This is a genomic window from Streptomyces huasconensis (assembly GCF_021028635.1).
Lineage (GTDB): Bacteria > Actinomycetota > Actinomycetes > Streptomycetales > Streptomycetaceae > Streptomyces > Streptomyces huasconensis.
The window spans coordinates 6,824,439-6,849,207 of the sequence record NZ_CP086119.1 but is presented as its reverse complement, the minus strand read 5'-3'; the positions used below and the strand labels follow the sequence as shown (position 1 = coordinate 6,849,207).

Here is a 24,769-nt window from a genome sequence, read left to right as displayed (position 1 = left end):
GAGAAGGGAAGACGATGGCAGAGCCTTTTACCGTGACCGTCGCCGTCCGTGGGTACGAGACGGATTCACAGGGCCACCTCAACCAAGCCGTGTACCTCCAATACGCCGAGCACGCCCGCTGGTCGCTGCTGCGTGCGTCCGGCATCACACAGGCCGACCTCTTGGCCGAGGGGGTCGGTCCGGTGGTCCTGGAGACCACCATCCGCTATCTCAGCGAGCTGCACGCGGGTGACGAGACGGCGGTGAGCTGCGCGTTCGTGTGGGGTGAGCGGAAGACCTTCCGCGTCGAGCAGACCATCACCAAGGCGGACGGCACGGTCGCCGCGACGGTCTCCTGTGTGGGCGGGCTGCTCGATCTCAAGGAGCGGCGGATGGTGGCGGAGCCTCGCGCACGCTTCCGGGCGCTGGCGGCCGACCCCGCCCGGCTCGGCCTCTGACGCACCGCGCGCACACGCGACCACCCTTTGAGCGCGTGCATGACACCTTTACCGGACCGACTCACGGCGTTCACACAGGCGTACGCACATTCGTGCCACTCTCCCGGTGATTGAAAAGTCAACTCGCGTAGACCGCGGCCCTGTCAGGTGGGCGCCCGGCGCGCGAGGCCTCCGGGAAAGGACACGCCCCCCATGCCCGTCCCGCGCGTACGCCGCTGGAAACCCCTGGCCTTGACCGCCGCCGCCATGCTCGCCGGCATCACCGTGCCCGCCACGGCGACGGCCACCACCTCTCCCGCGCCGGCCCCGGCCGTCACGGCTGTCAGCGCCTATGACGACACGTACTACAAGGACGCGCTCGGCAAGACCGGTCCCGCGCTGAAGTCCGCGCTGCACACCATCATCAGCAAGCAGACCAAGCTGTCGTACAGCCAGGTGTGGGACGCCCTGAAGACCACCGACCAGGACCCGGCCAACAGCGCGAACGTGATCCTGCTCTACACCGGCACCTCACGGAGCAAGTCCAGCAGCGGCGGCGACCAGGGCGACTGGAACCGCGAGCACGTCTGGGCCAAGTCCCACGGCGACTTCGGCACGACGACCGGGCCCGGCACGGACATCCACCACCTGCGCCCCGAGGACGTCACGGTCAACAGCATCCGCGGCAACAAGGACTTCGACAACGGCGGCGGCACCGTCTCCGGGGCCCCGGGGAACCTCACCGACGGCGATTCGTTCGAACCCCGCGACGCGGTCAAGGGCGACGTGGCCCGCATGATCCTCTACATGGCCGTGCGCTACGACGGCGCGGACGGCTTCCCCGACCTGGAGCCCAACGACAGGGTGGACAACGGCAGCGCGCCCGCCATCGGCCGCCTTTCGGTCCTGAAGCAGTGGAGCGACGAGGACCCGCCGGACGCGTTCGAGAAGAACCGCAACCAGGTCATATTCGACAAGTTCCAGCACAACCGGAACCCGTTCATCGATCACCCGGAGTGGGTGGAAGAGGTCTGGTGACCCGCTCAACGGCCGTCGTGCGACGGAACCTTGGGGCAGGCGGGCGATCCGGGCGGAACACCGTCTAGATTGACGCTTGATCGTCGAACAACATGACGCAGGTTCCCAGGAGGCTCTCGTGTCAGACAACGACCCCCAGCTCGGCTCCGCCGCCGACGTCCGTGCGCGCATCGACACCAGCAAGCCGCACTCCGCACGCTTCTGGAACTACTTCGTGGGCGGCAAGGACCACTACGAGAAGGACCGCGAACTCGGCGACCACATCAAGGAGATCTTCCCCGGCCTGGTCGACGTGGCGCGCACCAGCCGCCTCTTCCTCGGCCGCGCGGTGCGCCATCTCGCGACGGAGCGGGGCGTGCGGCAGTTCCTCGACATCGGTACGGGACTGCCCACGGCCGACAACACGCACGAGGTCGCCCAGCGCGCCGCCCCGGACGCCCGCATCGTCTACGTCGACAACGACCCCCTGGTGCTCGCCCACGCCCGGGCCCTGCTGACCAGCACCCCCGAGGGCGAGACGGCGTACATCGACGCGAACCTCTACGAGCCCGAGGCGATCTTGCGGGAGGCCGCGAAGACGCTGGACCTCTCGCAGCCGGTGGCCCTGATCATCCTCAACACCCTCGGCCACGTCGCCGACCACAAGGAGGCCCGCGACCTGGTCGCCCGTCTCATGTCGGGTCTGGCGTCCGGCAGTTACCTGGTGATAAGCGACTCCACGGCGACCAGCGAGGGCATGATCGCCGCGTCGAACGAGTACAACAAGAGCGGCGCCATCCCCTACCACGTACGCGCGGTCGAGGAGATCGCCGCCTTCTTCGAGGGACTCGAACTGGTGGAACCCGGCGTCACCCAGGTCACGCGCTGGCGTCCGGAGACTGAGGACCAGACGGCGGTCGACGCGTACGGGGCGGTGGCCCGCAAGCCGTGACCACGCCACCCGGGCGGAGAAGCCGCCGCCCGTGCGGACCCTGATGCGACCGGGCGCACGCGAGGCGCGTCAACACCGCGCCCGGTTCGTAACTCACTCGGGGGATCTCGGATCGCGCCACCTTGACCCGCCGCGACACCGGCGCACTCCGCCCCGGCACTGCGTCCGCCCCCGCCAAACATTGCCTTCCGGACGATGATGTCGTCCGCTCAGCATATTTTCCTGACAAGTGAATCGTTCCGCCTGGAGAGCGTCCGGAGAGCATGCGGACGCAGCTTTTCCCGAGCGGAAGGAGTCGGTGCCATGGCCGACTGGAAGCAGATCAGCGGCGGGCTCACGCGGATCGCGGTGGGTTCACGGACCAACGTGTGGGGCGTGAACTCGGCCGGCAACATCTACCGCTTCACCAACAACGACGCCAGCCCCTGGCAGCAGATCCCCGGCGCCCTCACCGACATCGGCGCGGGCGCCGACGGCACCGTCTGGGGCGTCAACTCCGCGGGCAACATCTACCGCTACACCGGCGACCACGACGCCGCCCACTGGAAGCAGATCAGCGGCGGCCTGACGCGCATCGCGGTGGGTTCACGGACCAACGTGTGGGGCGTGAACTCGGCCGGCAACATCTACCGCTACACCAACAACGACGCCAGCCCCTGGCAGCAGATCCCCGGCGCCCTCACCGACATCGGCGCGGGCGCCGACGGCACCGTCTGGGGCGTCAACTCCGCGGGCAACATCTACCGCTACACCGGCGACCACGACGCCGCCCACTGGAAGCAGATCAGCGGCGGCCTCAAGGCGATCGCCTCGGGGTCCCGCACCTCGGTGTGGGGAGTCAACGCGGGCGGCAACATTTACACCTACACGAACAACGACGCCGGCCCCTGGCAGCAGGTCTCCGGCGCCCTCACCGACATCGGCGCGGGCGCCGACGGCACCGTCTGGGGCGTCAACTCCGCGGGCAACATCTACCGTTACACCGGCGATCTGCCCGGCTGACCCCGCCCTCGACCGGCACGGCTCCCTCGCCGTCGGCGCGCCGCCTCCGCCTCCACGGCTACCGGCTCGCCCCCGGCAAGGACAGGTGGGCCCAGACCGTCTTGCCCACCTGCCGTGCCGTCACACCCCACTGATCGGCCAGCGCGGCCACGATCACGAGCCCCCGGCCCGACTCCCCGTCGGTGGCCGGGGGTTTGGGTGATTCCGGGGGCATCAGTTCGGTTCTGGTGTCGGTCATCTCGATACGGAGAGTGTCCACGCCGAGCGCCAGGCGGACCTCGAAGTCACGGCCCGGCACACGGCCGTGCGTCGCCGCGTTCGCCGCGAGTTCGGCGACGATCGCCTCCGCGACATCGGAGAGTTCGCTGTCGTACGCGATGCCCCAGCTGTCCAGGTGATACCTGGCCAGCCTGCGTGCCAGGCGGGCACCCCGAGGGGTGGCGCTGAGACGTTGCGTGAATTCCCGCGTCGCGGTGGCGGGTTGCGCTTGGATCAGCATGGCGTCCACGGTGAACCATCCTGGCGTCATGCACCAGCCCCCAAACTCGTACGCTGAGTAAGCGTACGAGTACGAAGGGTAGACATTCAGGGTAACGGTGCGTAATCATTGAGGTGTTGGCGGGGACAGAGGCAGGAGCGCCGGGGGTTACTCATGATGTCGTCAAGCAGCAAAGAGCCGGAAGCGTCGGACGGTCTGAAGACGTTCGGCGCCGTGCTCAAGAGCTTCCGCAAACGCGCGGGGCACACCCAGGAGGAGCTGGCCGGTGAGGTGGGCTGCTCGTCGCACTTCCTGGCCTCCATCGAGCAGGGCAGGAGGTTCCCACCGCCCGGCTTCGTCGACCGCTGCGAGGCGGCACTCGACGCGTTCGGGACGCTGCGGCTCGCGTCGAACCAGCTGTCGCGGAAGCCGGGGCTCGCGAAGTGGTTTCAGCAGTGGGCCGATATGGAGAAGGAGGCGATCGCTCTCTACACGTACGAATGCCGGTTGATCCCGGGACTGTTGCAGACCCCGGCGTACGCGCGGACGCTCTTCGCCAATCAGCTGCCCCCGTTCAGCGACGAGCAGGTCGAGGAGAAGCTGGTGGCCCGCATGGAGAGGCAACGCCTGCTGACAGAGCGGCCGAACACGGCGTACAGCTTCATCCTTGAGGAACACCTGTTCCTGCGGCATGTGGGCGGGCATGACGTCACCATGGAACTCATCGACCACGTCCTGGCGCTCGCCGAGTACAGGAACATCGAGGTGCAGATCATGCCCTTGCAGCGTGAGAGCCATGCGGGGCTCGACGGTCCCATGCGATTGCTGGAGAGCCCGGAGAACAAGTGGTTCGCCTACTCCGAGGGGCAGGAAAGCGGCCAGCTCATTTCCGACCCAAAAGTGGTCAGCACGCTCCAGATGCGGTATGCCAAGATGCGCTCCCAGGCTCTCTCGTTCGAAGACTCGGTGAGCCTGCTGAAGCGGATGCGAGGAGCATGATGGGCACCCCCGACCTGGCCTGGTTCAAAAGCAGTTACAGCAGCGGCGGCTCCGGTGACTGCGTGGAAGTCGCCCTCACCTGGCGCAAGTCCAGCTACAGCGGCGGCTCCGGTGACGACTGCGTAGAGATCGCCCCCTGCCCCGCCGCCATCCACGTACGCGACTCCAAGAACGCCGAGGGGCCCCAGCTCGCGCTGGAGCCCCGTGCCTGGGCGCACTTCGTGGGTTACGCCTCGCGCGGCTGACGCTGGGCCGCCACCAGTTCCCTGGCCTCCTCGTCGGTCGCCACCGCCGGCGGGGAGCCCTCCAGGGGCTGGCGGGCCGTCTCCTTCATCGCGGCGACGGCGATGATGCCGACCAGGCCCGCGAGCATCGTGTAGAACGCGGGCATCAGGTCGTTGCCGGTGGCGCCGATCAGCGCGGCGACGACCAGCGGTGTCGTACCGCCGAAGAGCGAGACGGAGATGTTGAAGCCGATGGAGAGCGAGCCGTAGCGCACGTCCGTGGGGAAGAGGGCCGGCAGCGAGGAGGACATGACGCCCAGGTAGCAGACCAGAGCGAGGCCGAGGATCAGCAGGCCGGTGAAGACGGCCACCGTACCGCCCTGCTTGATCAGCAGGAACGCCGGGAGCGCGAGGACGAAGAAGCCGACCGAACCGGCCATCAGGACCGGCTTGCGGCCGATGCGGTCCGAGAGACGGCCCACCGAGTTGATGAGCGCCATCAGGATCAGCATGACGACGACGATGGACAGCAGGCCGCCGGTCTCGCCGAAGCCGAGCTGCGTCAGGTACGTCGGCATGTACGACAGCAGCATGTAGTCGGTGACGTTGAACGCGGCGACCAGCGCGATGCAGAGCAGCATCGCCCGCCACTGACCGACGAAGGAATCCTTGAAGGACTTCTTCTGGCGTTCGGCGGCGGGGCCCTCGCCCTCCTCCATCTTCTGGAAGGCGGGTGACTCGTCGAGCTTCATCCGCAGGTAGAGGCCGATGAGGCCGAGCGGCGCCGCGGCCAGGAACGGGACGCGCCAGCCCCAGGACTGCATGGCGTCGTCGCTGAGCAGCGCGGTGAGGGTGGTGACGAGGACGGCGGCGACCGTGTAGCCGATCAGCGTGCCGAACTCCAGGAAGGAGCCCCAGAAACCGCGCCGCTTGTCGGGGGCGTACTCCGCGATGAAGGTCGCCGCGCCGCCGTACTCGCCGCCCGTGGAGAAGCCCTGCACCATGCGGCAGAGGACCAGGAGGACCGGGGCCCAGACGCCGATCGAGGCGTAACTGGGTATCAGGCCGATCGCGAGGGTCGCGGTCGACATCATGATCATGGTGAGCGCGAGGATCTTCTTGCGGCCGACGCGGTCGCCGAGCGGGCCGAAGAACATGCCGCCGATGGGGCGCACCAAGAAGGCCGCGGCGAAGGTGGCGAGCGAGGAGAGGGTCTGGGCGGTGTCGTTGCCGGAGGGGAAGAACTCCTTGCCGATGATGACGGCGAGGTAGGCGTAGACGCCGAAGTCGTACCACTCCATGGCGTTGCCCAGGGCGGTCGCTTTCACCGCCCGCTTGACCTGGGCCTCCTCGGTGACCGTGATGTCCGACTGGCGCAGGCGGGGGTGCGTGCGGCGGTAGATGGCACGGAAGAGCGCGCGGTGACGGGCGACGGCTTCCGGAGCGGGCGGTGCGGGTATTTCTGGTGTTTCGGGCGCGCTCACGGTGCAGTCAGTCACTTTCTCGGTCGGCGTCGGTCCTTGCTGATCATTCGTCTGCCCTGCGGGCGTCGATCAACACTGCCAACCTCCGGGGCGGGAAGTGCCTGCCGTTGGTCCTCGCGCGGATGGTCTCTGGTCCCTGGTTCGTGGGACTTGCGGCCCTATGACGTCCGTTTGCCCGGCTGTCCGGCTGCGGCAGCACACTTCTGGCCGCGCGGGGGAAGAGTCACTTCGGTACGCCCTCGCCCCGCCCTGTGTGGCCCCTTCGACCTACGGAGTCCCGATGCCACTCCCCCGCCGTACGTTCCTCACGGGCCTCGCCGGGACCGCGGGGGCCACCGCCGCCTGCTCCCCCGGCACTACCATCGACGGCGCCTCCGGGGACGGCGCGCCGGTCCCGCGCCGTGCCGCCGCGTCCGAGGCGGCGCGGCGTCTCCTGCCCCGGCACTGGGACCAGATCACCTTCCGGACCGCCCGGCCCGGGCAGGGCGCCGAGGACTTCTTCCGGATCAGCGGCCGGCGCGGCCACATCACCGTCACCGGGACCACACCGGCGACCCAGCTCACCGGGCTGGGCCACTACCTGAGACACACCGCACACGCCAACATCACCTGGGCGGGCAGCCAGACCGACCTGCCCGACCGCCTCCCCGCCCTCGCCGCCCCCGTCACCATCCGGGCCAACACCCCGCACCGCTTCGTCCTCAACGACACCAACGACGGCTATACGGGCGCGTACCACGGCTGGGACTACTGGGAGCGCGAACTCGACGTACTGGCCCTGCACGGTTACAACGAAGTCCTGGTGTACATCGGTGCGGACGCCGTGTACCACCGTGCCTTCCAGGGGCGGGAGTTCGGGTACGGCGACGAGGAGTTGAGAGCCTGGGTACCCGCCCCCGCCCACCAGCCGTGGTGGCTGCTGCAGAACATGTCCGCGTTCCCGCACCTCGTCTCCCGGCAGCTTCTCGACGCCCGCGCCCGCCTCGGCCGCCGCGTCTGCGACCGGCTGCGGGAACTCGGCATGACGCCTGTCCTGCCGGGCTACTTCGGGACCGTGCCGCCCGGCTTCGCGGATCGGAACCCGGGCGCGCGGACGGTCCCTCAGGGCGACTGGGTGGGCTTCGCGCGCCCCGACTGGCTGGACCCGCGCACCGGCCACTTCGCGCGGGTGGCCGCCGCGTTCTACCGCGCCCAGGACGAGCTGTTCGGGCCGTCCACGATGTACAAGATGGACCTGCTCCATGAGGGCGGCAAACCGGGTGACGTCCCCGTGGGCGAGGCGGCCAAGGGCGTCGAGAAGGCCCTGAGGACGGCGCACCCCGGCGCCATCTGGGTGATCCTCGGCTGGCAGCACAACCCGCCGAAGGCCCTCACCGACGCCGTCGACAAGGAGCGCATGCTCGTCGTCGACGGCCTCTCCGACCGCTTCCCGGCCATCACCGACCGCGAGGCCGACTGGGGCGCCACGCCCTACACCTTCGGCTCCATCTGGAACTTCGGCGGGCACACCACGCTCGGCGCCAACACCCCCGACTGGGCCACTCTGTTCGAGGCGTGGCGCACCAAGGAGGGCAGCACGCTCACCGGCATCTCCCTCATGCCGGAGGCGGCCGACAACAACCCCGCCGCCTTCGCGCTCTTCTCCGAACTGGCCTGGAGAACGGGAGACCTGGACCTCGAAGCCTGGTTCGCCGACTGGTCGACGGCGCGGTACGGCGCCGCCGACCCGCACGCCGCCGCCGCGTGGGACACCTTGCGCCGCACCGCCTACGGCACGACCCGTGCCGACAAGTGGGCCGAGGGCGCCGACGGCCTCTTCGGCGCGCGCCCCGACCTGGCGGCGAAGTCGGCGGCGTCCTGGTCACCACGGAAGATGCGGTACGAACCCACCGACTTCGAGCCCGCGCTCGGCGAACTCCTGGCGGTGCGAACCGGCTTGCGGAACTCCTCCGCGTACCGTCGCGACCTGCTCGACGTCGCCCGACAGGCGCTCTCGAACCGCAGCCGCGTCCTGCTGCCACACATTAAGGAGGCGTACAACGCCCGGGACGCGGCCCGCTTCGAGCGGCTCACCCGCGAGTGGCTGGAGCTGATGGACCTGCTCGACCGGCTCGTGGCGACGGACTCCCGCCACCTCCTCGGCCGCTGGGTCGCCGACGCACGGGCCTGGGGAGCCGACGAGCACGAGCGGGACCAGCTGGCCTACGACCAACTGACGTTGGTGACGGTGTGGGGCCCGCGGTCCGGCGCCGACGCCGGGCTGCGCGACTACGCCAACCGCGAGTGGGCCGGGCTCGTCGGCGGCCTCTACCGGTTGCGCTGGGAGCGGTACTTCACGGAGCTGCGGACCGCGCTCGCGGAGCGCCGTACGCCCCGGAAGATCGACTGGTTCGCCATGGAGGACCAGTGGATCCGCGATCCGGGACGCCTGGCGAAACGGCCGGTCGGCGACACATACGAGATCGCGAAGCGGGTGCACGCCCGGCTGACAGCCACCGCCCGGCCGCCGCGCCCGTGAGCAGCGGCGGACCACCGCACCCGCCACACACACGTGGGGTACTTTGACCTTCGACCAGGTGGGGCAGACGGCGGGGGACGACGTGAAGGCACTGGGCAAGGGCGATCCAGCACGTATCGGGGCCTATCGCATCCTGGGGGTGCTCGGCGAGGGCGGCATGGGCCGCGTATACCTGGGCCGGTCGGAGGGCGGGCGCACGGTCGCGCTCAAGGTCGTACGGAGCGAGATCGCCCAAGCCCCCGACTTCCGGAGACGGTTCGCGCGCGAGGTGGATGCCGCGCGGCGTGTGGCCGGGCCGTGGACCGCGGCGGTTCTCGACGCCGACGTCGAAGCGGCCGTCCCTTGGGTCGCCACCCAGTACATCGCGGGCCCGGATCTGCACACCGTGGTCGCACAGGACTTCGCCCCGCTGCCCGAGCGTTCCGTACGCTTCCTCGCCTGCCGCCTCGCCCTAGCACTCCAGGGCATACACGGCGGCGGTTTGATCCACCGCGACCTCAAACCGTCGAACATCCTGGTCACGGTCGACGGGCCGCGTGTCATCGACTTCGGGATCGCGCGGGCCCTCGACGGCCTGGACACGATGGCCGCGGAATCGGCGATGACCCGCACGGGCATGGTCATCGGCTCACCCGGGTTCATGTCCCCCGAGCAGGCCCGCGGGCGCGAACTCACCCCGGCCAGCGATGTGTTCTGCCTCGGCTCTGTCCTCGTGTACGCGGCCACGGGGCGCCAGCCGTTCGGCGCGGGCGGAAACGGCGGGCTCGCCGCACAGCTGTTCAGTGTGGCCGAGGACGAGCCGGACCTGAGCGGAGTGCCGTCTTCACTGGTGGATCTAGTGCGGGAGTGCCTGGCGAAGGACCCGCGGCAGCGCCCCACGCCCGGCCAGATCGCCGAGCGCGCCGAGGACGGGTCGACCGAGCACTGGCTGCCCAGTGCGGTACTCGCTCAACTTGCTCGCCGTACCGCCGAGTTGCTCGACTACGATCCAGCGCCGGCGGTGTCCGCCGCGTCGCAGGACCACCCGGCCACGGTGCACGTCCCCGAGCCGTCGTCACCCCCGTTCCCGACCATGCCCGCGCGGCCCCCTGCGGGCCCACCGCCGTCGGCCCCCGTACGGCGCCGCAGCCGCACGGCCATCGCGGCAGGGGCAGTGGCCGTGATCGCCGCCGTCGGTGGGCTGGTCGCGCTCGAACCCTGGGCCGACGGCAGCGGCGGCAGTGACGGGACAGCCGGAAAGGGGGAATCAGCCGGTGGACTCACGCCGGCCACCGTCCCGGACAAGTTCACGGGCACATGGGAGGGCCAGCTCACCCAGAAAGGCCCCATGAGAAGCAATCGCGTCGTGCGGGTCGAGATCCTGCCCGGCGACACGAAGATCTCTGTGCAGACCGTCGACTCCGATCGGTTCTGCATGGTGGAAGCCGATCCCGTCAAGGTGAAGAAGGAGTTCTACGACCGGCTGGTACTCGGCTCACCGAAGCTCCGGACCGGCGCGCCCGCGACAGAGAAGGACGCGTGCGCGGGGCAGCCGATCGGCAGCCTCGTGGCGGAGGGTGCGGAGAACAGCGAGGTGACGACGCTCAGCTGGGAGTTCGGCAACCACGCGGTCACGCTTTTCAAGAAGCCGAAGATGGCCGTCCAGCAGAAGGTGCCGACGGCGTTCACGGGCCACTGGCAGCTCAAGAAGGACGACAGCGGCTTCTCGCCGGACCGGCGCCTCCAGCTCCAGACGGTCACCATCGATCCGGGAAACGTGCTTCTCACCAGCAAGGTCGCGGTCTCCATCAAGGCGGGGAAGCCCGGTGAGGCCACATCGTGCTTCTACCAGGGCGGCGTGTTCTCGATATCGGGCGAGAAGAAGGACATCCTCTTCACCACGAACCTCGAGTCGGGGTCACCCCCGGATGGCTCCGCCTGTCCCGCTTCCCTGCCCGCCCAGATGTACCTGACGACGCCCGACAAGAAGCACCTGTCGATGATGACCATGGGTTCCCAAGGGGTCGCCGCCGGTTTCAGCGACCTTCGGCGCACCACCCCCACGTATTCGTAACGCGGAGCCGCTCATTGTGCATTGACGGGTATCCGTCACACCGAAATTCTGGTAGGAAACCTTCCTAACAGTACGCGGAACGACGAACTCCCCCTTCTGGAGGCCCTCGTGCAGACCCCCGACTCCCCTCACACACGCCCGCGACCCCTCACCTCCCGCCGCACCCTGCTCGCCTTCATCGGCGCCTCGGTCGTGGCCGGGCCGGTCATCGCCTCGCAGATGACCTCCGCCACCGCGTCCCCGCTGCGGGCCGGCGGGCTCGACGAGCCGGCGAAGAAGGAGATCGCCATGAAGCTCGTCTGCAGCGCAGAGAACTCCAGCCTCGACTGGAAGAAGTACTACCGCTACATCGAGGACATCAACGACGGCCGCGGCTACACCGCGGGCATCATCGGCTTCTGTTCCGGCACCGGCGACATGCTGGACCTCGTCGAGCTGTACACCCGGCGCAAGCCCGGCAACGTCCTCGCCAAGTACCTGCCCGCGCTGCGCGAGGTGGACGGCACCGACTCGCACGAGGGCCTCGACCCGACCTTCACGAGGGACTGGGAGAAGGCCGCCGAGGACCCGGCGTTCCAGAAGGCGCAGAACGACGAGCGCGACCGCGTGTACTTCGACCCGGCGGTCAAGCAGGGCAAGGCGGACGGCGTCGGCGTCCTCGGCCAGTTCTGCTACTACGACGCGATCGTCATGCACGGCGACGGCAGCGACTCCACCAGCTTCCGCAACATCCGCAAGCGCGCGCTGCGTTCGGCGAAGACGCCGGCGCAGGGCGGCGACGAGGTGACGTACCTCAACGCCTTCCTGGACGCGCGCGTGTGGGCGATGAAGCAGGAGGAGGCCCACGAGGACACCAGCCGTGTCGACACCGCGCAGCGCGTGTTCCTGAAGAAGCAGAACCTCAACCTGGACACCCCGCTGGAGTGGAAGGTGTACGGCGACTCGTACCGCATCGGCTGACGGGCGCCCCTCTCCGGTCCGGCGCGCTCGCGCGGGGCGCACACACGTCCCGCGCGACGGCGCGTGCTCTCACGCACTCCACGCACCTCCCACAGCCCTTCCACGCACCTCTTGTCTCCGGCGCACGCAGCTGGGTACGTTTCCGGCCAACTCCCCGTCTACGCGCGTCCGCGCGCGTCGGCGCGCACCGAGATGAGAGATCCATGTTCCTTCGCATGACCGTGCTGACCGCCGCCACCGCCGCACTCGTCGCGGCGGGAGCCGCCCCGGCCCCCGCCACGAGCGGCGGCTGGCAACAGGTGGGTGCCGACATCACCTCCGGCGTCAGCGGCCTCGCGTTCAGCGGCCGCGCCCAGGGCACCACGCACGCGCTCGTCGTACGCGACAACAAGAAGCCCGGCCAGAACCGCGTCGCCGCGCTCACCTACCGCCCGGGACGTTCCGCCGCCGTCGAGCCGATGACCTGGGCGGGCGGCGGCGAGCCCATCGACCTGGAGGCCATCGAGGCGGTGCCGGGGACCCCAGGCGAGTACGTGGCACTCGCCAGCCGCGGCCTCGTCTACCACCTCAAGGCGACGGGCACCCGGGTCGAGGTCCTGGGCACCTCCCCGCTCCCCGCGATCGCCGACGGCGACGACTACGAGAGCTTCGCGCTCATCTCCCGGCACGGCAGGACGGCCGCCGTGTGGGCCGACCGGGGCGCGGGCAAAGACCGCCCCGCGACGCTGCGCGCCGCCTCCTTCGCCTTCACCAAGTACGGCGAGGCGGACTTCGGCCCGGTCACCACCGTCCGCTACCGCACGCCGTACCCGTCGGGCCCGGTCCGGCACGCCTCGGACATCTCGGTCACGGAGTCGGGCCGCCTCCTGATCGGCGCGGCCTCGGACCCGGGCGACGACGGGCCGTTCGACTCGGCGGTCGTCGACGCGGGCACACTGTCCGTCACCCGCACCGGCAAGGTCCGCCTCGGCCTCAGCGACTCCCCCGAAGTCCTGCGGAAGTTCAAGGGCCACAAGATCGAGGCCGTGGAGTGCGTGCCGAACTCCCGCACCGCCCTGCTCGGCACGGACGACGAGAACACGGGCGGCGCGGTCAACTCGGCGAAGCTGTGCGGGAGCTGACGATCGCGCAGCTTCCGGCCTGCCCGAGGCGCTCCGTCGCATGACGTCGGAAGCCGGCCCCGTGCCGTGGTGTTCATGAGAGACGGCAGGGGCCGGCTGGGGCGGGGCAAAGTGGGCGTGGCGTTCGCCCTACGGGGGCGGCTCCGCGGCCGTGCGTCAGTGCACCCCGGCTGCGGACGACCCCGTCGCCGAGGAGTGCGTACGCTGCTGCGCGATCTCCCCGCCCGGCTCCATCGGTGCCGTCACGTCGTCGTCCTCGCGGCCCTTGCCGATGTGGTTGAATACGAGGTTCAGGAGGACGGCGGCCACACAGCCCGTCGAGATGCCCGAGTCGAGGATGATCTTCGCGGTCTCCGGGAACGCGTGGTAGAACTCCGGCGCCGCGATCGGGATCAGGCCGACGGCCAGCGAGACGGCCACGATGAGGACGTTGTTGTCCTTCTCCAGGTTCGCCTTGACCAGCGTCTGGATGCCGCTCGCCGCGACCGAGCCGAAGAGGACGACGCCCGCGCCGCCGAGCACCGGGCGCGGCACGACCGCGATCAGCGAGGCCGCCATCGGGCACAGGCCCATCAGGACGAGGAAGCCGCCGCCCGCCGCGACCACGAACCGGCTGCGGATCTTCGTCATCGCGACCAGGCCGATGTTCTGCGCGAAGGCGCTGCACATGAAGCCGTTGAAGAGCGGGCTGACCGCCGAGCCGAGGCAGTCGGCGCGCAGGCCCGCCGCGATGGTCTTCTCGTCGGCCGGACGGTCCACGATCTCGCCGAGGGCGAGCATGTCGGCCGTCGACTCCGTCATCGAGACGACCATGACGACGCAGAGCGAGACGATGGCGGCGGCCGCGAACTGCGGGGCGCCGAAGTGGAAGGGCGTCGGGAAGCCGACGATGTCCGCCTCGCCGATCGGCCCGAAGTCCGTGGCGTCGAACGGGATGGCGATCAGCGTGCCGATGACCAGGCCGAGCAGGACCGCGATCTGCTTGACGAAGCCGGTGGTGAAGCGGCGCAGCAGCAGTACCACGACGAGCGTGATGCCCGCGAGGGCGAGGTTTTTCGTCGAGCCGTAGTCGTCGGCGCCCGGCACCGGTCCCTGCGCCCAGCCGAAGGCGACCGGCATCAGCGAGATGCCGATGAGGGTGATGACCGTACCGGTGACCACGGGCGGGAAGAAGCGGATCATCTTCGAGAAGAACGGCGCCGCGATGAAGCCCAGCACGCCGGCGACGATCACCGCGCCGAAGATGAGGGGCAGCGCGTCGTCCTTGTCCTTCGTGGAGTCGACGACGGCGAGCATCGGCGCGACGCCGGCGAACGTGACGCCGTTGACGAACGGCAGGCGGGCGCCGATCTTCCAGATGCCGAGCGTCTGGAGGAAGGTCGCGAGCCCCGCGGTGAACAGACACGCGCCGGTCAGGAAGGTGAGTTCCTTCGCGGAGAGGCCGACGGCGGCGCCGACGATGAGCGGCGGGGCGACGACGCCCGCGTACATGGCCGCCACGTGCTGAAGGCCGGTGGTGGCCATCTTCAGGGGCGGGAGCTTCTCGTCGACCGGATGGATGCCTTCCGGTCGTATGGACCCGTCGTCGGAGTCGGGGTCCGGGGTGGTGCCTTGCTTGGTGAACCTGGGCTGAGTGGCCACGATGGCTCCTCCGGTTGTTTTCCAGCCCCGGCTGGGCGCCGGCACTTTTCGCTTCTGGGAGGTGGGGGGGTGGTGCGTGGTGCAAGGACTTGCTCGGTATGCGGTTGTGGAAATGCGCCCAGGTAGTACTGACCGCCCCGCGCACGTGAAGCTTTGGGCCACGTTCGCGGGGCGGCACTTGAGCGGCCCGCTCGGCCGCTCAAGTCCGGTCAAGGGCCGTCCCCCCTGACCGGAGTTCTTGGGGTCAGCTCTCGGCGGCGATCCGCGCGAGGCGCTGCGCCTCGTCCCGCGTGGAGCGGGCGATGGCGTCCTCGTCGGCGTGCAGCAGGCGGCCGTTCTCGACGACCGGCCTGCCGTTGACGAGGGAGAGGGTGACGGGGGCCGCCGCGCCGAAGACGATGGCGGTCACCGGGTCGGCGATCGAGGCGTGTCCGATGCCGTCGATCTTCCACAGGACGAGGTCGGCGAGCTTGCCGGCCTCCAGGGAGCCGATCTGCGTGGCCCGGCCGAGGACCTGGGCTCCGCCGTAGGTGCCGAGCCGCAGCGCCTGGCGGGCGTTGAGGGCGGCTTCCTTGTGGGCGCCGAGGCGGTTGATCAGCAGGGCGTTGCGCAGCTCGGTGTGGAGTTCGCCGGACTCGTTGGAGGCGGTGCCGTCGACGCCGAGGCCGACGGGGACGCCCGCCTTCAGCATGTCGGGGACGCGGGCGATGCCGGCCGCGAGGCGCGCGTTGGAGGAGGGGCAGTGGGCGACGCCCGTGCCGGTGCGGGCGAACGCGGCGATGTCGGAGTCGTTCATGTGGACGCAGTGCGCCATCCACACGTCGTCACCGAGCCAGCCGGTCGACTCGAAGTAGTCGGTGGGGCCCATGCCGAACAGTTCATGGCAGAACTTCTCCTCCTCGACCGTCTCGCTGCCGTGGGTGTGCAGCCGTACACCCAGGCGGCGGGCCAACTCGGCGCCCTGCTTCATGAGTTCGGTCGACACCGAGAAGGGCGAGCAGGGGGCCACGGCCACCTGCGTCATCGCGTCGAAGGAGGCGTCGTGGTGCTTCTTGACGGTCTCCTCGGTCGCGGCGAGCGCGCCCTCCAGGGTCTCCACGGCGAAGTCGGGCGGCAGGCCGCCGTCCTTCTCGCTGCGGTCCATGGAGCCGCGGGCCAGGGTGAAGCGCACGCCCATCTCGGAGGCGGCGCGGATGATCGACCCGGAGAGGTCGCCGGAGCCCTTGGGGAAGACGTAGTGGTGGTCCATGGCGGTGGTGACGCCGCCTCGGGCCATCATGCCGAGGGAGCCCTGCGCGGCCGCGTACGTCATCTGCTCGTCGATGCGCGCCCACGTCGGGTACAGCGCCACCAGCCAGTTGAAGAGGTTGTGGTCGGTGGCCAGGCCCCGGGTGATCCACTGGTAGAAGTGGTGGTGGGTGTTGATCAGGCCGGGGGTGACCAGGTGACCGGTGGCGTCGACGCGGCGTACGACGTTCGCCAGGCCCTCGGGCGCCTTGCCCGCGCCGATGGACTCGATCCTGTTGCCCGCGACGACGATGTGGCCCGAGGCGTACTCGGTGTCCTGGGCGTCGACGGTCGCGATCGCGGCGTTCTCAATGACGATGCGCTCTACGGCGCCGCTGTCGGGGGTTGCCGGTGCTGCCATGGTGCTTCCTTACTCTGTGAGTGGCGATGAGGGCACGGCATGACCCTAGGAAGATTTGAGTGCCGCGGCCGCGCTCTGCGCGCTGCTGCGGGTGCCGAGATGGTGGAAGAAGAGGTTGAGCGTGACCGCGACGAGCGCGCCGGCGCTGATGCCGGAGCCGAGGACGGTCTGTGCCCAGGCGGGGAACTGCGCGTAGAAGGTGGGCGCGGCGAGCGGGATGATGCCCGCCCCGAGCGACACGGCCACCAGGATGATGTTGGAGCTGTCGTCGAGGCCCGCCTCGGAGAGCGTGCGGATGCCGCTGACCGCGATGGAGCCGAAGAGGACGATGCCCGCGCCGCCGAGGACCGGCATGGGGACGACGTTGACGACGGCGCCGAGGACCGGGAAGGCGCCGAGGACGATGAGCGTGGCGCCCGCGACGGCGACGACGTAGCGGCTGCGGACCCGGGTGAGGGAGACGACGCCGACGTTCTGCGCGAAGGCGGAGGTCGGGAAGCCGCCGAAGACGGGACCGACGAGCGTGGCGATGCCGTCGGTGCGCAGGCCCCGGGTGATGGTTTTGCCGTCGGTCCTGCGCTCGCAGATCTCGCCGAGGGCGAGCATGCCGGCCGCCGACTCGGTCATCAGGACCAGCATGACGATGCAGAGCGAGAGGATGGCGGCAGGCTGGAAGACGGGGGTGCCCGCGGCGAACGGCGTGGGCAGCGCGGCCAGCGGCGCGCTCTGCACGGAGGTGAAGTCCGCCATGCCGTACGGGATCGCGGCCAGCGTGCCGATGAACATGCCCGCCAGCAGGGCGACTTGCTTGAGGAAGCCGCGTCCGAAGCGCTGGAACATCAGGATGACGACGAGCGTGAAGGCGGCGAGCGCGAGGTACTTCATGTCGCCGAAGGCCGGGTCGGTGTCGTCACCCCCCTGCGCCCACTTGACGGGCACGGGCATCAGCGTGACGCCGATGAGCGTGATGACGACGCCGGTGACCAGCGGCGGGAAGAAGCGCAGCAGCTTGCCGAAGAAGGGGCCGACGGCGAGGCAGAAGACGCCCGCGACCATCACCGCGCCGTAGATGGCGGGGAGTTGGTCGCCCTTGGCGTTGGTCTCGGCGATGGCGAGGATCGGTGCGATGCCGGCCGAGGAGGCGGCGTTCACAAATGGCAGGCGGTTGCCGACGAATCCCTTGACGCCGAGCGTCTGCAGGATGGTGGCGAGACCGGCGATCAGCAGTCCGGCGGCGATCAGCCGGGTCTGGGCCACCGTGTCCAGGCCGCAGGCCTGGCCGATGATGAGCGGAGGGGTGACCACACCCGCGTACATGGCGGCGATGTGCTGGAGCGCGGCGGGGACCAGCCGCGAGGGGTGGAGCTTCTCATCCACCGGGTGACAGTCGGGAGTTGCTGCGTCGTCACCTACGGGTGGGGTGGAACACGGGCCTTCTGCCGGCCCCTGTGCAGGCTGTGCCATTGCTGTTCCCTCCGGTGTGGCGCGCCCCCGCCCACTGCGGTGGGGCGGGGGCGCGCGTCCCGCGTCAGAGGTTGGTCATGTCGACCGGGATCTTCGGCTCGACGCCGTCCCGCAGGATGGTGGCCTCGATGAGGCCGTAGGGACGGTCGGCGGCGTAGTAGACGGCTCCGTCCTTGGCTTCGTTGTCGAGGCCGAAGGGCGAGAGGTCCTGACGGAAGTGGTGCTTGTTGGGCGCGGAGAAGCGGATCTCGTCGATCTCGCTGCGGTTGTTGATGACCCGCGAACCCATCTGGTACAGCGTCTGCTGCAGGGAGAGCGAGTAGGTCTCCACGAAGGCGTGCAGGATGTGCTTCTTGGCCTGCTCGTAGCTGCGCTCCCAGCTCGGCATGCGCTGCTCGTCGCTGGTCCAGTTGTGCCGCCACCAGGTGGACAGGGAGGTGGCGAGGATACGGTCGTAATCCTCCTGGAGCGTCGTGTACTTGTCCTTGATGTAGCCCCAGAACTCGGAGTTCGTGGAGTTCATCACGGTCAGGTCCTTCAGCCCCGAGAGCACCTCGAACTTCTCGCCGTCGTAGGTGATCTGGGCGAGCCGGGTCTCCTGGCCCTTGCGGACGAAGGAGTGCTTGACCTCGTCGGCGCCTATGAACTTGGCGTTGCTGTCGGAGCCGCCGATGCGCTCCCAGGCGTACTCCTCGATGCGGATGCGCGCGCGGTGGATCGAGGGCTGGCTGTCCACGAAGTGCCGGGCGAGGTGGATGCCGTACTGCTCGGCGGATTCGATGCCGTATTCCTTGGCGAACGCGAAGCAGGTGTTCTTCGTCGTGTCCGTCGGCAGGCAGTTGGCGTTCGAGCCGTTGTAGTGGACGTCGTCCAGGTCGCCGGAGAGGGCGACGGAGACGTTCAGGTCCTTGATGTGGTGGGTGTCGCCGTCCCGCGTGATCTTTACGACCCGGTTCTCAGCCTTGCCGTACTGGTTCTGTCCCAGAATGGTGGGCATGTCTGCTAGCTCCCTCGGTAAACGGAGTAGCCGAACGGGTTGAGCAGCAGCGGTACGTGGTAGTGCTCGCCCGGCGTGACGGCGAACGTGATCGCCACCTCCGGGAAGAACGCTCCGGTCGCACCGCTGTCCCGATTCGCGGGGGCGTCCTGCTGCGCCTCGGCTTGCTGGTTCTTCGACTTCAGGAAGTACGCCTCGGTCTCGAAGTCGAGGCGTACGTGGGTGGTGCCCTCCGGCAGCGCCGGCAGGTCCTTGCAACGCCCGTCCGCGTCGGTCGCGCTGCCGCCGAGCGCCTGCCACTGGGCGTCGGAGCCACCGCGGGCCGACAGCGAGATCGCGACGCCCTCCGCGGGGTGTCCGACGCTGGTGTCCAGGATGTGCGTGGACACGGATGCGGTCGTTTCCGTACTCATGCGGTCTCTTCCTCTTCCAGGAGGCGGGTCAGGCGGATGCGGTTGATCTTGCCCAGCTCGGCGCGGACGATCTCCCGCTCCTGTTCGGGCGAGTTGCCGATCCGTTCCTTGACCGCGTCCCGCATCTGCTCACCGGTGCGGCCGGTGGCGCAGATCAGGAAGACGTGGCCGAACTTCTCCTGGTAGGCCAGGTTCAGTTCGAGCATCTCGGCCTTGAGTTCCTCGGAGGCGCCGGCCATGCCCCGCTGTTCGCGGGAGGAGGTCGGGTCCCCGGGCTTCGGGCGGCCGATCGGCGGGTGCCCGGCCATCGCCTCGGCCAGGTCGTCCGCGGTCAGCTCGGCCATGGCGGCGTCGCTCGCGGCGAAGAGGTCCTCGGCGGTGGCGTAGGGGCGCCGGGAGAGCAGCTTGCTCCCCCAGGCCGAAGAGGCACAGGCCTCGTGGAGCGCGGCGGTGGCCGCCGGCTCCGCCAAGGCGTTGAACCGGGCGATGCCCGGTGTCGTACTCGAAGTCACGGGAAGCCTCCGTGGCCTTGTGCTGGACGGGCTGCGGAACAGCTAAGACCTTCAACAACGCAGCGTCAACAGTTTGTTGAAATAACTTGAACAAAGAAGCCGCCACCCGACGAAACGGGTGACGGCTCGACCACACTGAGCGACAGGAGGGTGCGGGGCGGACCGCCCTTAATCACCCTTCGCGGCATTCTCCCTGTTCAGGTAGTTGTACACGGTGAAGCGGGAGACCCCGAGGGCACCCGCCACCGTCTCGACGCCATGCCGGACGGCGAAGGCGCCGCGCGCCTCCAGTATCCGCACGACCTCCTGTTTCGCCTTGCGGTCCAGCTCCGAGAGGGGCTTGCCCCGCTTGCGCTCCAGGGCGAGCAGGATGTGGTCCAGCGAGTCGGCGAGCTGCGGCAGGCGCACCGCCACCACGTCCTCGCCCTGCCAGGCCAGGACCACGTCATCGGTCCCGGCCTGGTCCGGCGGCACCATCTCGCCGCCCATGGCGTCCACCAGCGGCTTGACCGCGGTGACGAAGGGGTCGTCCCCGAAGCTGGTCACTTATCCGCCTCCCCCGGCAGGCCCCGGTCTCCCGGCCGGCCCGGCTCCCCGATCACGTTGACCTGGAGCGAGACGCGGGTGGCGCCCGCCCCCAGGGACTGGCGCAGCATCGCGTCGACGGCGGTCAGGACCGCGTCGACGTCGCCCTCGGCGGTGTTGCCGAACGGGCCGACATCGACCGCGTCCAGCGAGGCCCCCTGGATGACCTCGCGGGCCACCAGCGCATGCTGCGGGGCCTCGTCGAGATCAAAGGGCTCGGTCGTGAACTCCACTCTCAATCGCACGCGGCCAACCTACTGCCGCGTCGGGATTTTTCGGCAGCCCCCTCTTGACAGCTTCCGCAGATCGGAGGCACTCTTCCATCAAGCAGAAATGAACTTCCGCAATACGGAAGGAGCGCGGAAGCCCCATGGGATACTCCGACCAGCGCTTCAATGTGAACCTGTCGATCCTCTTCACCGAGCTCCCGCTCCTGGAGCGCCCCGCGGCCGCCGCGAAGGCCGGCTTCGGCGCGGTCGAGCTGTGGTGGCCCTGGGTCGACGCCCCCACCCCCGAGCAGTCCGAGCTCGACGCCCTGAAGAAGGCGATCGAGGACGCGGGCGTGAAACTGGTGGGCCTGAACTTCTACGCCGGGCAGCTGCCGGGCCCCGACCGCGGCGCCCTGTCGGTCCCCGGCGAGGAGAGCGAGAAGTTCCGCGCGAACCTCGCGGTGGCGGCGGACTTCGCCGAGTCGCTCGGCTGCACGGCGCTCAACGCGCTGTACGGCAACCGCGTCGACGGCGTGGACCCGGCCGTCCAGGACGAACTCGCCCTGGAGAACCTGGTGCTCGCCGCCCGGGAGGCCGACCGCGTCGGCGCGACCCTGCTGATCGAGGCGCTCAACGCACCCGAGTCGCCGAAGTGCCCCATCGTGAGCGCGCCCAAGGCGATCGAGATCGTCGACAGGGTGAACGCCGCGACCGGCCTCGGCAACGCGAAGTTCCTCATGGACCTCTACCACCTGTCCATGAACGGCGAGGACCTGCCCTCGGTCATCGAGCGGTACACCGCGAAGACCGGGCACGTGCAGATCGCGGACAACCCCGGCCGCGGCGCCCCCGGCACGGGTTCGCTGCCGATCGAGGCCCTGCTCGACCAGCTGCGGGACACCGGCTACCAGGGCTGGATCGGCCTGGAGTACAAGGCCGGCGACCGCCCGAGCGCCGAGGCCTTCGACTGGCTGCCCGCCGAGGCCCGCGCCGCGCGCTGAGCGCCAACTCATCGACGTACCAAACGCTTTAGAGCAGTCAGAGAGGCACCCTCATGAGCACGCTTCCCAAGGTCGCCTGGATCGGTCTCGGCATCATGGGCTCCCCCATGTCCGAGAACCTGATCAAGGCGGGTTACTCCGTCACCGGCTACACCCTGGAGCAGGACAAGCTGGACCGGCTCTCGGCCGCCGGTGGCACCGCCGCCAAGTCCATCGCGGAGGCCGTCGAGAACGCCGACGTCGTGATCACGATGGTGCCCGCCTCCCCGCAGGTCGAGGCCATCGCGTACGGCCCCGACGGCATCCTGGAGAACGCGCGGTCGGGCGCGCTGCTGATCGACATGTCGTCGATCACCCCGCAGACCTCCGTGGATCTCGCCAAGGCCGCCAAGGACAAGGGCATCCGCGTGCTGGACGCCCCGGTCTCCGGCGGCGAGGCGGGCGCCATCGAGGCCGTCCTGTCCATCATGGTCGGCGGTGAGCAGGCCGACTTCGACGAGGCCAAGCCGCTCCTGGAGGCGCTCGGCAAGACCATCGTGCTGTGCGGTCCGCACGGCTCGGGTCAGACCGTGAAGGCCGCCAACCAGCTGATCGTCGCCGTCAACATCCAGGCGTGCGCCGAGGCCGTGGTCTTCCTGGAGAAGTCCGGCGTGGACCTGGCGGCCGCGCTCGACGTGCTCAACGGCGGTCTGGCCGGCTCGACCGTGCTGACCCGCAAGAAGGACAACTTCCTGAACCGGGACTTCAAGCCCGGCTTCCGGATCGACCTGCACCACAAGGACATGGGCATCGTCACCGACGCCGCCCGCAACGTCGGTGCCGCCCTGCCGGTCGGCGCGGTCGTCGCCCAGCTGGTCGCCTCCCTGCGCGCGCAGGGCGACGGCGGCCTCGACCACTCCGCCCTGCTGCGCTCCGTCGAGCGCCTGTCGGGCGCCGAGCTCTAGTCCACCGGGGCTCCCCAAGACTTCCGGGCCGTGGCGGCGCTGACACCTGTCCTGTCGCGCCCAGGCGCCGCCGCGGCCCGGAACCAGCACGCCCGCAAGGCCCACCCAAAAACTTCAACAAACTGTTGACGTAGCTGTTCAGGGGTCCTTACGCTCCCGAACACCGTCTGCAGTCGAAGCAGTTCCGTACGGAAGGTCAACCTCGCCACCATGTCGAAGCGTGTGCTCACGACCGAGTCCGGCGCTCCCGTCGCCGACAATCAGAACTCCGCCACCGCCGGCGTCGGTGGCCCGATCCTCCTCCAGGACCAGCACCTCCTGGAGAAGCTGGCCCGCTTCAACCGTGAGCGCATCCCGGAGCGCGTCGTGCACGCCCGCGGCTCCGGCGCGTACGGCTACTTCGAGGTGACCGACGACGTCACCGGCTTCACGCACGCCGACTTCCTCGGCGAGGTCGGCAAGCGCACCGAGGTCTTCCTGCGCTTCTCGACCGTGGCGGACAACCTCGGCGGCGCGGACGCGGTCCGTGACCCGCGCGGCTTCGCGGTGAAGTTCTACACCGAAGAGGGCAACTACGACCTCGTCGGCAACAACACCCCGGTGTTCTTCATCAAGGACCCGATCAAGTTCCCCGACTTCATCCACTCCCAGAAGCGCGACCCCTTCACGGGCAAGCAGGAGCCGGACAACGTCTGGGACTTCTGGGCGCACGCCCCCGAGGCCACGCACCAGGTCACCTGGCTGATGGGCGACCGCGGCATCCCCGCCTCGTACCGCCACATGAACGGCTACGGCTCGCACACCTACCAGTGGACGAACGCCAAGGGCGAGGCCTTCTTCGTCAAGTACCACTTCAAGACGAACCAGGGCATCCGCTCCCTCTCCAGCGAGCAGGCCGCCGAGATCGCGGGCAAGGACCCGAACTCGCACCAGACCGACCTGCTCCAGGCCATCGAGCGGGGCGTGAACCCGTCCTGGACGCTGCACGTGCAGATCATGCCCGCGTCCGAGGCGGCGGACTACCGCTTCAACCCCTTCGACCTCACCAAGGTGTGGCCGCACAAGGACTACCCGCTCCAGCGCGTGGGCCGCCTGGTCCTGGACCGCAACCCGGACAACGTCTTCGCCGAGGTCGAGCAGGCCGCGTTCTCCCCGAACAACTTCGTGCCGGGCATCGGTCCCTCCCCGGACAAGATGCTCCAGGGCCGCCTGTTCGCCTACGCGGACGCGCACCGCTACCGCCTGGGCGTCAACCACACCCAGCTCGCGGTCAACGCCCCCAAGGCGGCCAAGGCCGACAACTACGGGCGCGACGGCCTGATGGCGTCCAACCCCTACGGCCGCGACCGCAAGAACTACGAGCCCAACTCGTACGACGGCCCCGTCGAGACCGGCCGGCCGCTGTCGGCGCCGCTCGCGATCGCCGGCTACACGGGCACGCACGCCGCCCCGACCCACACCAAGGACGACGACTTCTTCCAGGCCGGTGAGCTGTACCGCCTGATGTCCGAGGACGAGAAGTCGCGTCTGGTGGCGAACATCGCCGGTGGCCTCTCGCAGGTCTCCCGCGACGACGTCATCGAGAAGAACCTCGCCCACTTCCACGCCGCCGACGCCGACTACGGCAAGCGCGTCGAGGAGGCCGTCCGCGCCCTGCGCGAGGACTGAGCGAGCACCAGCACCCAGGCTGCGCCGGTGGGTTGACGGGAGGTCAGCTCACCGGCGCTGAGCCCGCACCGCCGTCACGGACCCGGATGAGGGGTGGTACGTGACGCGGGCGGGCGGGCACGGTCCGCGGCGGCTCTGCGAGCCAGTGCGGTGGTCAAGGTCCGGCGGCTTTCCTCTCGACCTGAGGGAGGGGAACCACCGGTCCGTCGCACCCGCCGCGGTCCCGTACCCGCACCCGGGGTCCACGGACTCCGCCCGGCAGCACGTATGCATGTCTCGCCAGTCGCGCGCCGTCGGGCGGTCACCACTTCACATGCCACACGGCCAGAGCGCCGGGTACGGACGGTCCCGTACCCGGCGCTCTTCCGTGCGTGGGGTCCGGGCGGTTTCGCCTGGACCAGTCGGTCGTCGACGTCGTTCCCACGGCGCTCTTCGGCGCGTACGCGGACCGCCTCCGTCCGTG

Annotated in this window: 23 protein-coding genes; 13 read left to right on the top strand and 10 right to left on the bottom strand. The window is 69.4% G+C overall.

The window, feature by feature from the left end; translation table 11 throughout:
* The first annotated feature begins 14 nt into the window (after nucleotides 1-14).
* The 4 genes from J2N69_RS30540 to J2N69_RS30525 all read left to right on the top strand — a co-directional run bounded on the left by J2N69_RS30540 (nucleotide 15) and on the right by J2N69_RS30525 (nucleotide 3,387).
* Nucleotides 15-437, top strand: coding sequence for an acyl-CoA thioesterase (locus tag J2N69_RS30540; RefSeq protein WP_230903574.1), 423 nt, complete (start codon nucleotides 15-17; stop codon nucleotides 435-437).
* A gap of 192 nt (nucleotides 438-629) precedes the next feature.
* Nucleotides 630-1,454, top strand: a complete 825-nt coding sequence (locus J2N69_RS30535) for an endonuclease I family protein (protein ID WP_230903573.1) — start codon at nucleotides 630-632, stop codon at nucleotides 1,452-1,454.
* A gap of 118 nt (nucleotides 1,455-1,572) precedes the next feature.
* A complete protein-coding gene (locus J2N69_RS30530; RefSeq protein ID WP_230903572.1) occupies nucleotides 1,573-2,385 on the top strand; it encodes an SAM-dependent methyltransferase in 813 nt (270 codons plus the stop codon).
* A gap of 303 nt (nucleotides 2,386-2,688) precedes the next feature.
* Entirely contained in the window at nucleotides 2,689-3,387 is a 699-nt protein-coding gene (locus J2N69_RS30525; protein ID WP_230903571.1) for a tectonin domain-containing protein, read from the top strand.
* 58 nt (nucleotides 3,388-3,445) lie between these two features.
* Here the strand turns inward: J2N69_RS30525 and J2N69_RS30520 are convergent, their stop codons facing one another.
* Nucleotides 3,446-3,886 (bottom strand): ATP-binding protein, encoded by a 441-nt coding sequence (locus J2N69_RS30520; protein WP_230903570.1) that lies wholly within the window; start codon nucleotides 3,884-3,886, stop codon nucleotides 3,446-3,448.
* Between the two features lie 153 nt (nucleotides 3,887-4,039).
* Between J2N69_RS30520 and J2N69_RS30515 the strand changes: the two genes are divergently transcribed.
* Both J2N69_RS30515 and J2N69_RS30510 read left to right on the top strand, forming a co-directional pair.
* Complete coding sequence (locus J2N69_RS30515; protein WP_230903569.1) at nucleotides 4,040-4,864, top strand: helix-turn-helix domain-containing protein; 825 nt, start codon at nucleotides 4,040-4,042, stop codon at nucleotides 4,862-4,864.
* Nucleotides 4,864-5,109, top strand: coding sequence for a DUF397 domain-containing protein (locus J2N69_RS30510; protein ID WP_230903568.1), 246 nt, complete (start codon nucleotides 4,864-4,866; stop codon nucleotides 5,107-5,109). Before J2N69_RS30515 ends, J2N69_RS30510 begins: the two co-directional genes overlap by 1 nt.
* Here J2N69_RS30510 and proP read toward each other — a convergent pair.
* Nucleotides 5,091-6,572 (bottom strand): glycine betaine/L-proline transporter ProP, encoded by a 1,482-nt coding sequence (gene proP, locus J2N69_RS30505; RefSeq protein WP_230903567.1) that lies wholly within the window; start codon nucleotides 6,570-6,572, stop codon nucleotides 5,091-5,093. The two genes, J2N69_RS30510 and proP, sit on opposite strands and share 19 nt — an antisense overlap.
* 280 nt (nucleotides 6,573-6,852) lie before the next feature.
* Between proP and J2N69_RS30500 the strand changes: the two genes are divergently transcribed.
* The 4 genes from J2N69_RS30500 (at nucleotide 6,853) to J2N69_RS30485 (ending at nucleotide 13,224) form a co-directional block, all read left to right on the top strand.
* On the top strand, nucleotides 6,853-9,090 hold the full coding sequence (locus tag J2N69_RS30500) for an alpha-N-acetylglucosaminidase (protein ID WP_230903566.1): 2,238 nt from the start codon (nucleotides 6,853-6,855) through the stop codon (nucleotides 9,088-9,090).
* Nucleotides 9,091-9,148: 58 nt separating this feature from the next.
* The gene (locus tag J2N69_RS30495) at nucleotides 9,149-11,143 is read left to right on the top strand and encodes a serine/threonine-protein kinase (protein ID WP_230903565.1); all 1,995 of its coding nucleotides are present in this window, start codon (nucleotides 9,149-9,151) and stop codon (nucleotides 11,141-11,143) included.
* A 108-nt stretch (nucleotides 11,144-11,251) separates the two neighbouring features.
* Nucleotides 11,252-12,103: a chitosanase gene (locus J2N69_RS30490; protein WP_230903564.1), complete on the top strand. Its 852-nt coding sequence runs from the start codon at nucleotides 11,252-11,254 to the stop codon at nucleotides 12,101-12,103.
* Between the two features lie 215 nt (nucleotides 12,104-12,318).
* Nucleotides 12,319-13,224, top strand: coding sequence for a hypothetical protein (locus J2N69_RS30485; RefSeq protein WP_230903563.1), 906 nt, complete (start codon nucleotides 12,319-12,321; stop codon nucleotides 13,222-13,224).
* Nucleotides 13,225-13,380: 156 nt separating this feature from the next.
* On the opposite strand, the gene J2N69_RS30480 is transcribed toward J2N69_RS30485, so the two are convergent.
* The 8 genes from J2N69_RS30480 to J2N69_RS30445 all read right to left on the bottom strand — a co-directional run bounded on the left by J2N69_RS30480 (nucleotide 13,381) and on the right by J2N69_RS30445 (nucleotide 20,729).
* Nucleotides 13,381-14,865 carry a nucleobase:cation symporter-2 family protein gene (locus J2N69_RS30480; protein ID WP_408056837.1) on the bottom strand — a complete coding sequence of 495 codons (1,485 nt, stop codon included), beginning with the start codon at nucleotides 14,863-14,865 and terminating at the stop codon, nucleotides 13,381-13,383.
* A gap of 244 nt (nucleotides 14,866-15,109) precedes the next feature.
* On the bottom strand, nucleotides 15,110-16,513 hold the full coding sequence (locus tag J2N69_RS30475; RefSeq protein ID WP_230903562.1) for an 8-oxoguanine deaminase: 1,404 nt from the start codon (nucleotides 16,511-16,513) through the stop codon (nucleotides 15,110-15,112).
* A 45-nt stretch (nucleotides 16,514-16,558) separates the two neighbouring features.
* Nucleotides 16,559-17,977, bottom strand: coding sequence for a nucleobase:cation symporter-2 family protein (locus J2N69_RS30470; RefSeq protein WP_230903561.1), 1,419 nt, complete (start codon nucleotides 17,975-17,977; stop codon nucleotides 16,559-16,561).
* Between the two features lie 64 nt (nucleotides 17,978-18,041).
* Nucleotides 18,042-18,974: a factor-independent urate hydroxylase gene (pucL, locus tag J2N69_RS30465; RefSeq protein WP_230903560.1), complete on the bottom strand. Its 933-nt coding sequence runs from the start codon at nucleotides 18,972-18,974 to the stop codon at nucleotides 18,042-18,044.
* A gap of 5 nt (nucleotides 18,975-18,979) precedes the next feature.
* The gene (gene uraH, locus J2N69_RS30460) at nucleotides 18,980-19,387 is read right to left on the bottom strand and encodes a hydroxyisourate hydrolase (RefSeq protein WP_230903559.1); all 408 of its coding nucleotides are present in this window, start codon (nucleotides 19,385-19,387) and stop codon (nucleotides 18,980-18,982) included.
* A complete protein-coding gene (uraD, locus tag J2N69_RS30455) occupies nucleotides 19,384-19,899 on the bottom strand; it encodes a 2-oxo-4-hydroxy-4-carboxy-5-ureidoimidazoline decarboxylase (protein ID WP_230903558.1) in 516 nt (171 codons plus the stop codon). The genes uraH and uraD overlap by 4 nt, the downstream gene beginning before the upstream one ends.
* Nucleotides 19,900-20,067: 168 nt before the next feature.
* Nucleotides 20,068-20,445 (bottom strand): helix-turn-helix domain-containing protein, encoded by a 378-nt coding sequence (locus J2N69_RS30450; protein ID WP_127910511.1) that lies wholly within the window; start codon nucleotides 20,443-20,445, stop codon nucleotides 20,068-20,070.
* Nucleotides 20,442-20,729, bottom strand: coding sequence for a thiamine-binding protein (locus J2N69_RS30445; RefSeq protein ID WP_230903557.1), 288 nt, complete (start codon nucleotides 20,727-20,729; stop codon nucleotides 20,442-20,444). The genes J2N69_RS30450 and J2N69_RS30445 overlap by 4 nt, the downstream gene beginning before the upstream one ends.
* 125 nt (nucleotides 20,730-20,854) lie before the next feature.
* Here J2N69_RS30445 and J2N69_RS30440 point away from each other — a divergent pair, with 125 nt between their 5' ends.
* The 3 genes from J2N69_RS30440 to J2N69_RS30430 all read left to right on the top strand — a co-directional run bounded on the left by J2N69_RS30440 (nucleotide 20,855) and on the right by J2N69_RS30430 (nucleotide 24,306).
* Nucleotides 20,855-21,694, top strand: a complete 840-nt coding sequence (locus J2N69_RS30440; protein ID WP_230903556.1) for a TIM barrel protein — start codon at nucleotides 20,855-20,857, stop codon at nucleotides 21,692-21,694.
* Between the two features lie 53 nt (nucleotides 21,695-21,747).
* Nucleotides 21,748-22,638: a 2-hydroxy-3-oxopropionate reductase gene (locus J2N69_RS30435; protein WP_230903555.1), complete on the top strand. Its 891-nt coding sequence runs from the start codon at nucleotides 21,748-21,750 to the stop codon at nucleotides 22,636-22,638.
* A 210-nt stretch (nucleotides 22,639-22,848) separates the two neighbouring features.
* Complete coding sequence (locus J2N69_RS30430; RefSeq protein ID WP_127910515.1) at nucleotides 22,849-24,306, top strand: catalase; 1,458 nt, start codon at nucleotides 22,849-22,851, stop codon at nucleotides 24,304-24,306.
* Nucleotides 24,307-24,769 lie beyond the last annotated feature (463 nt).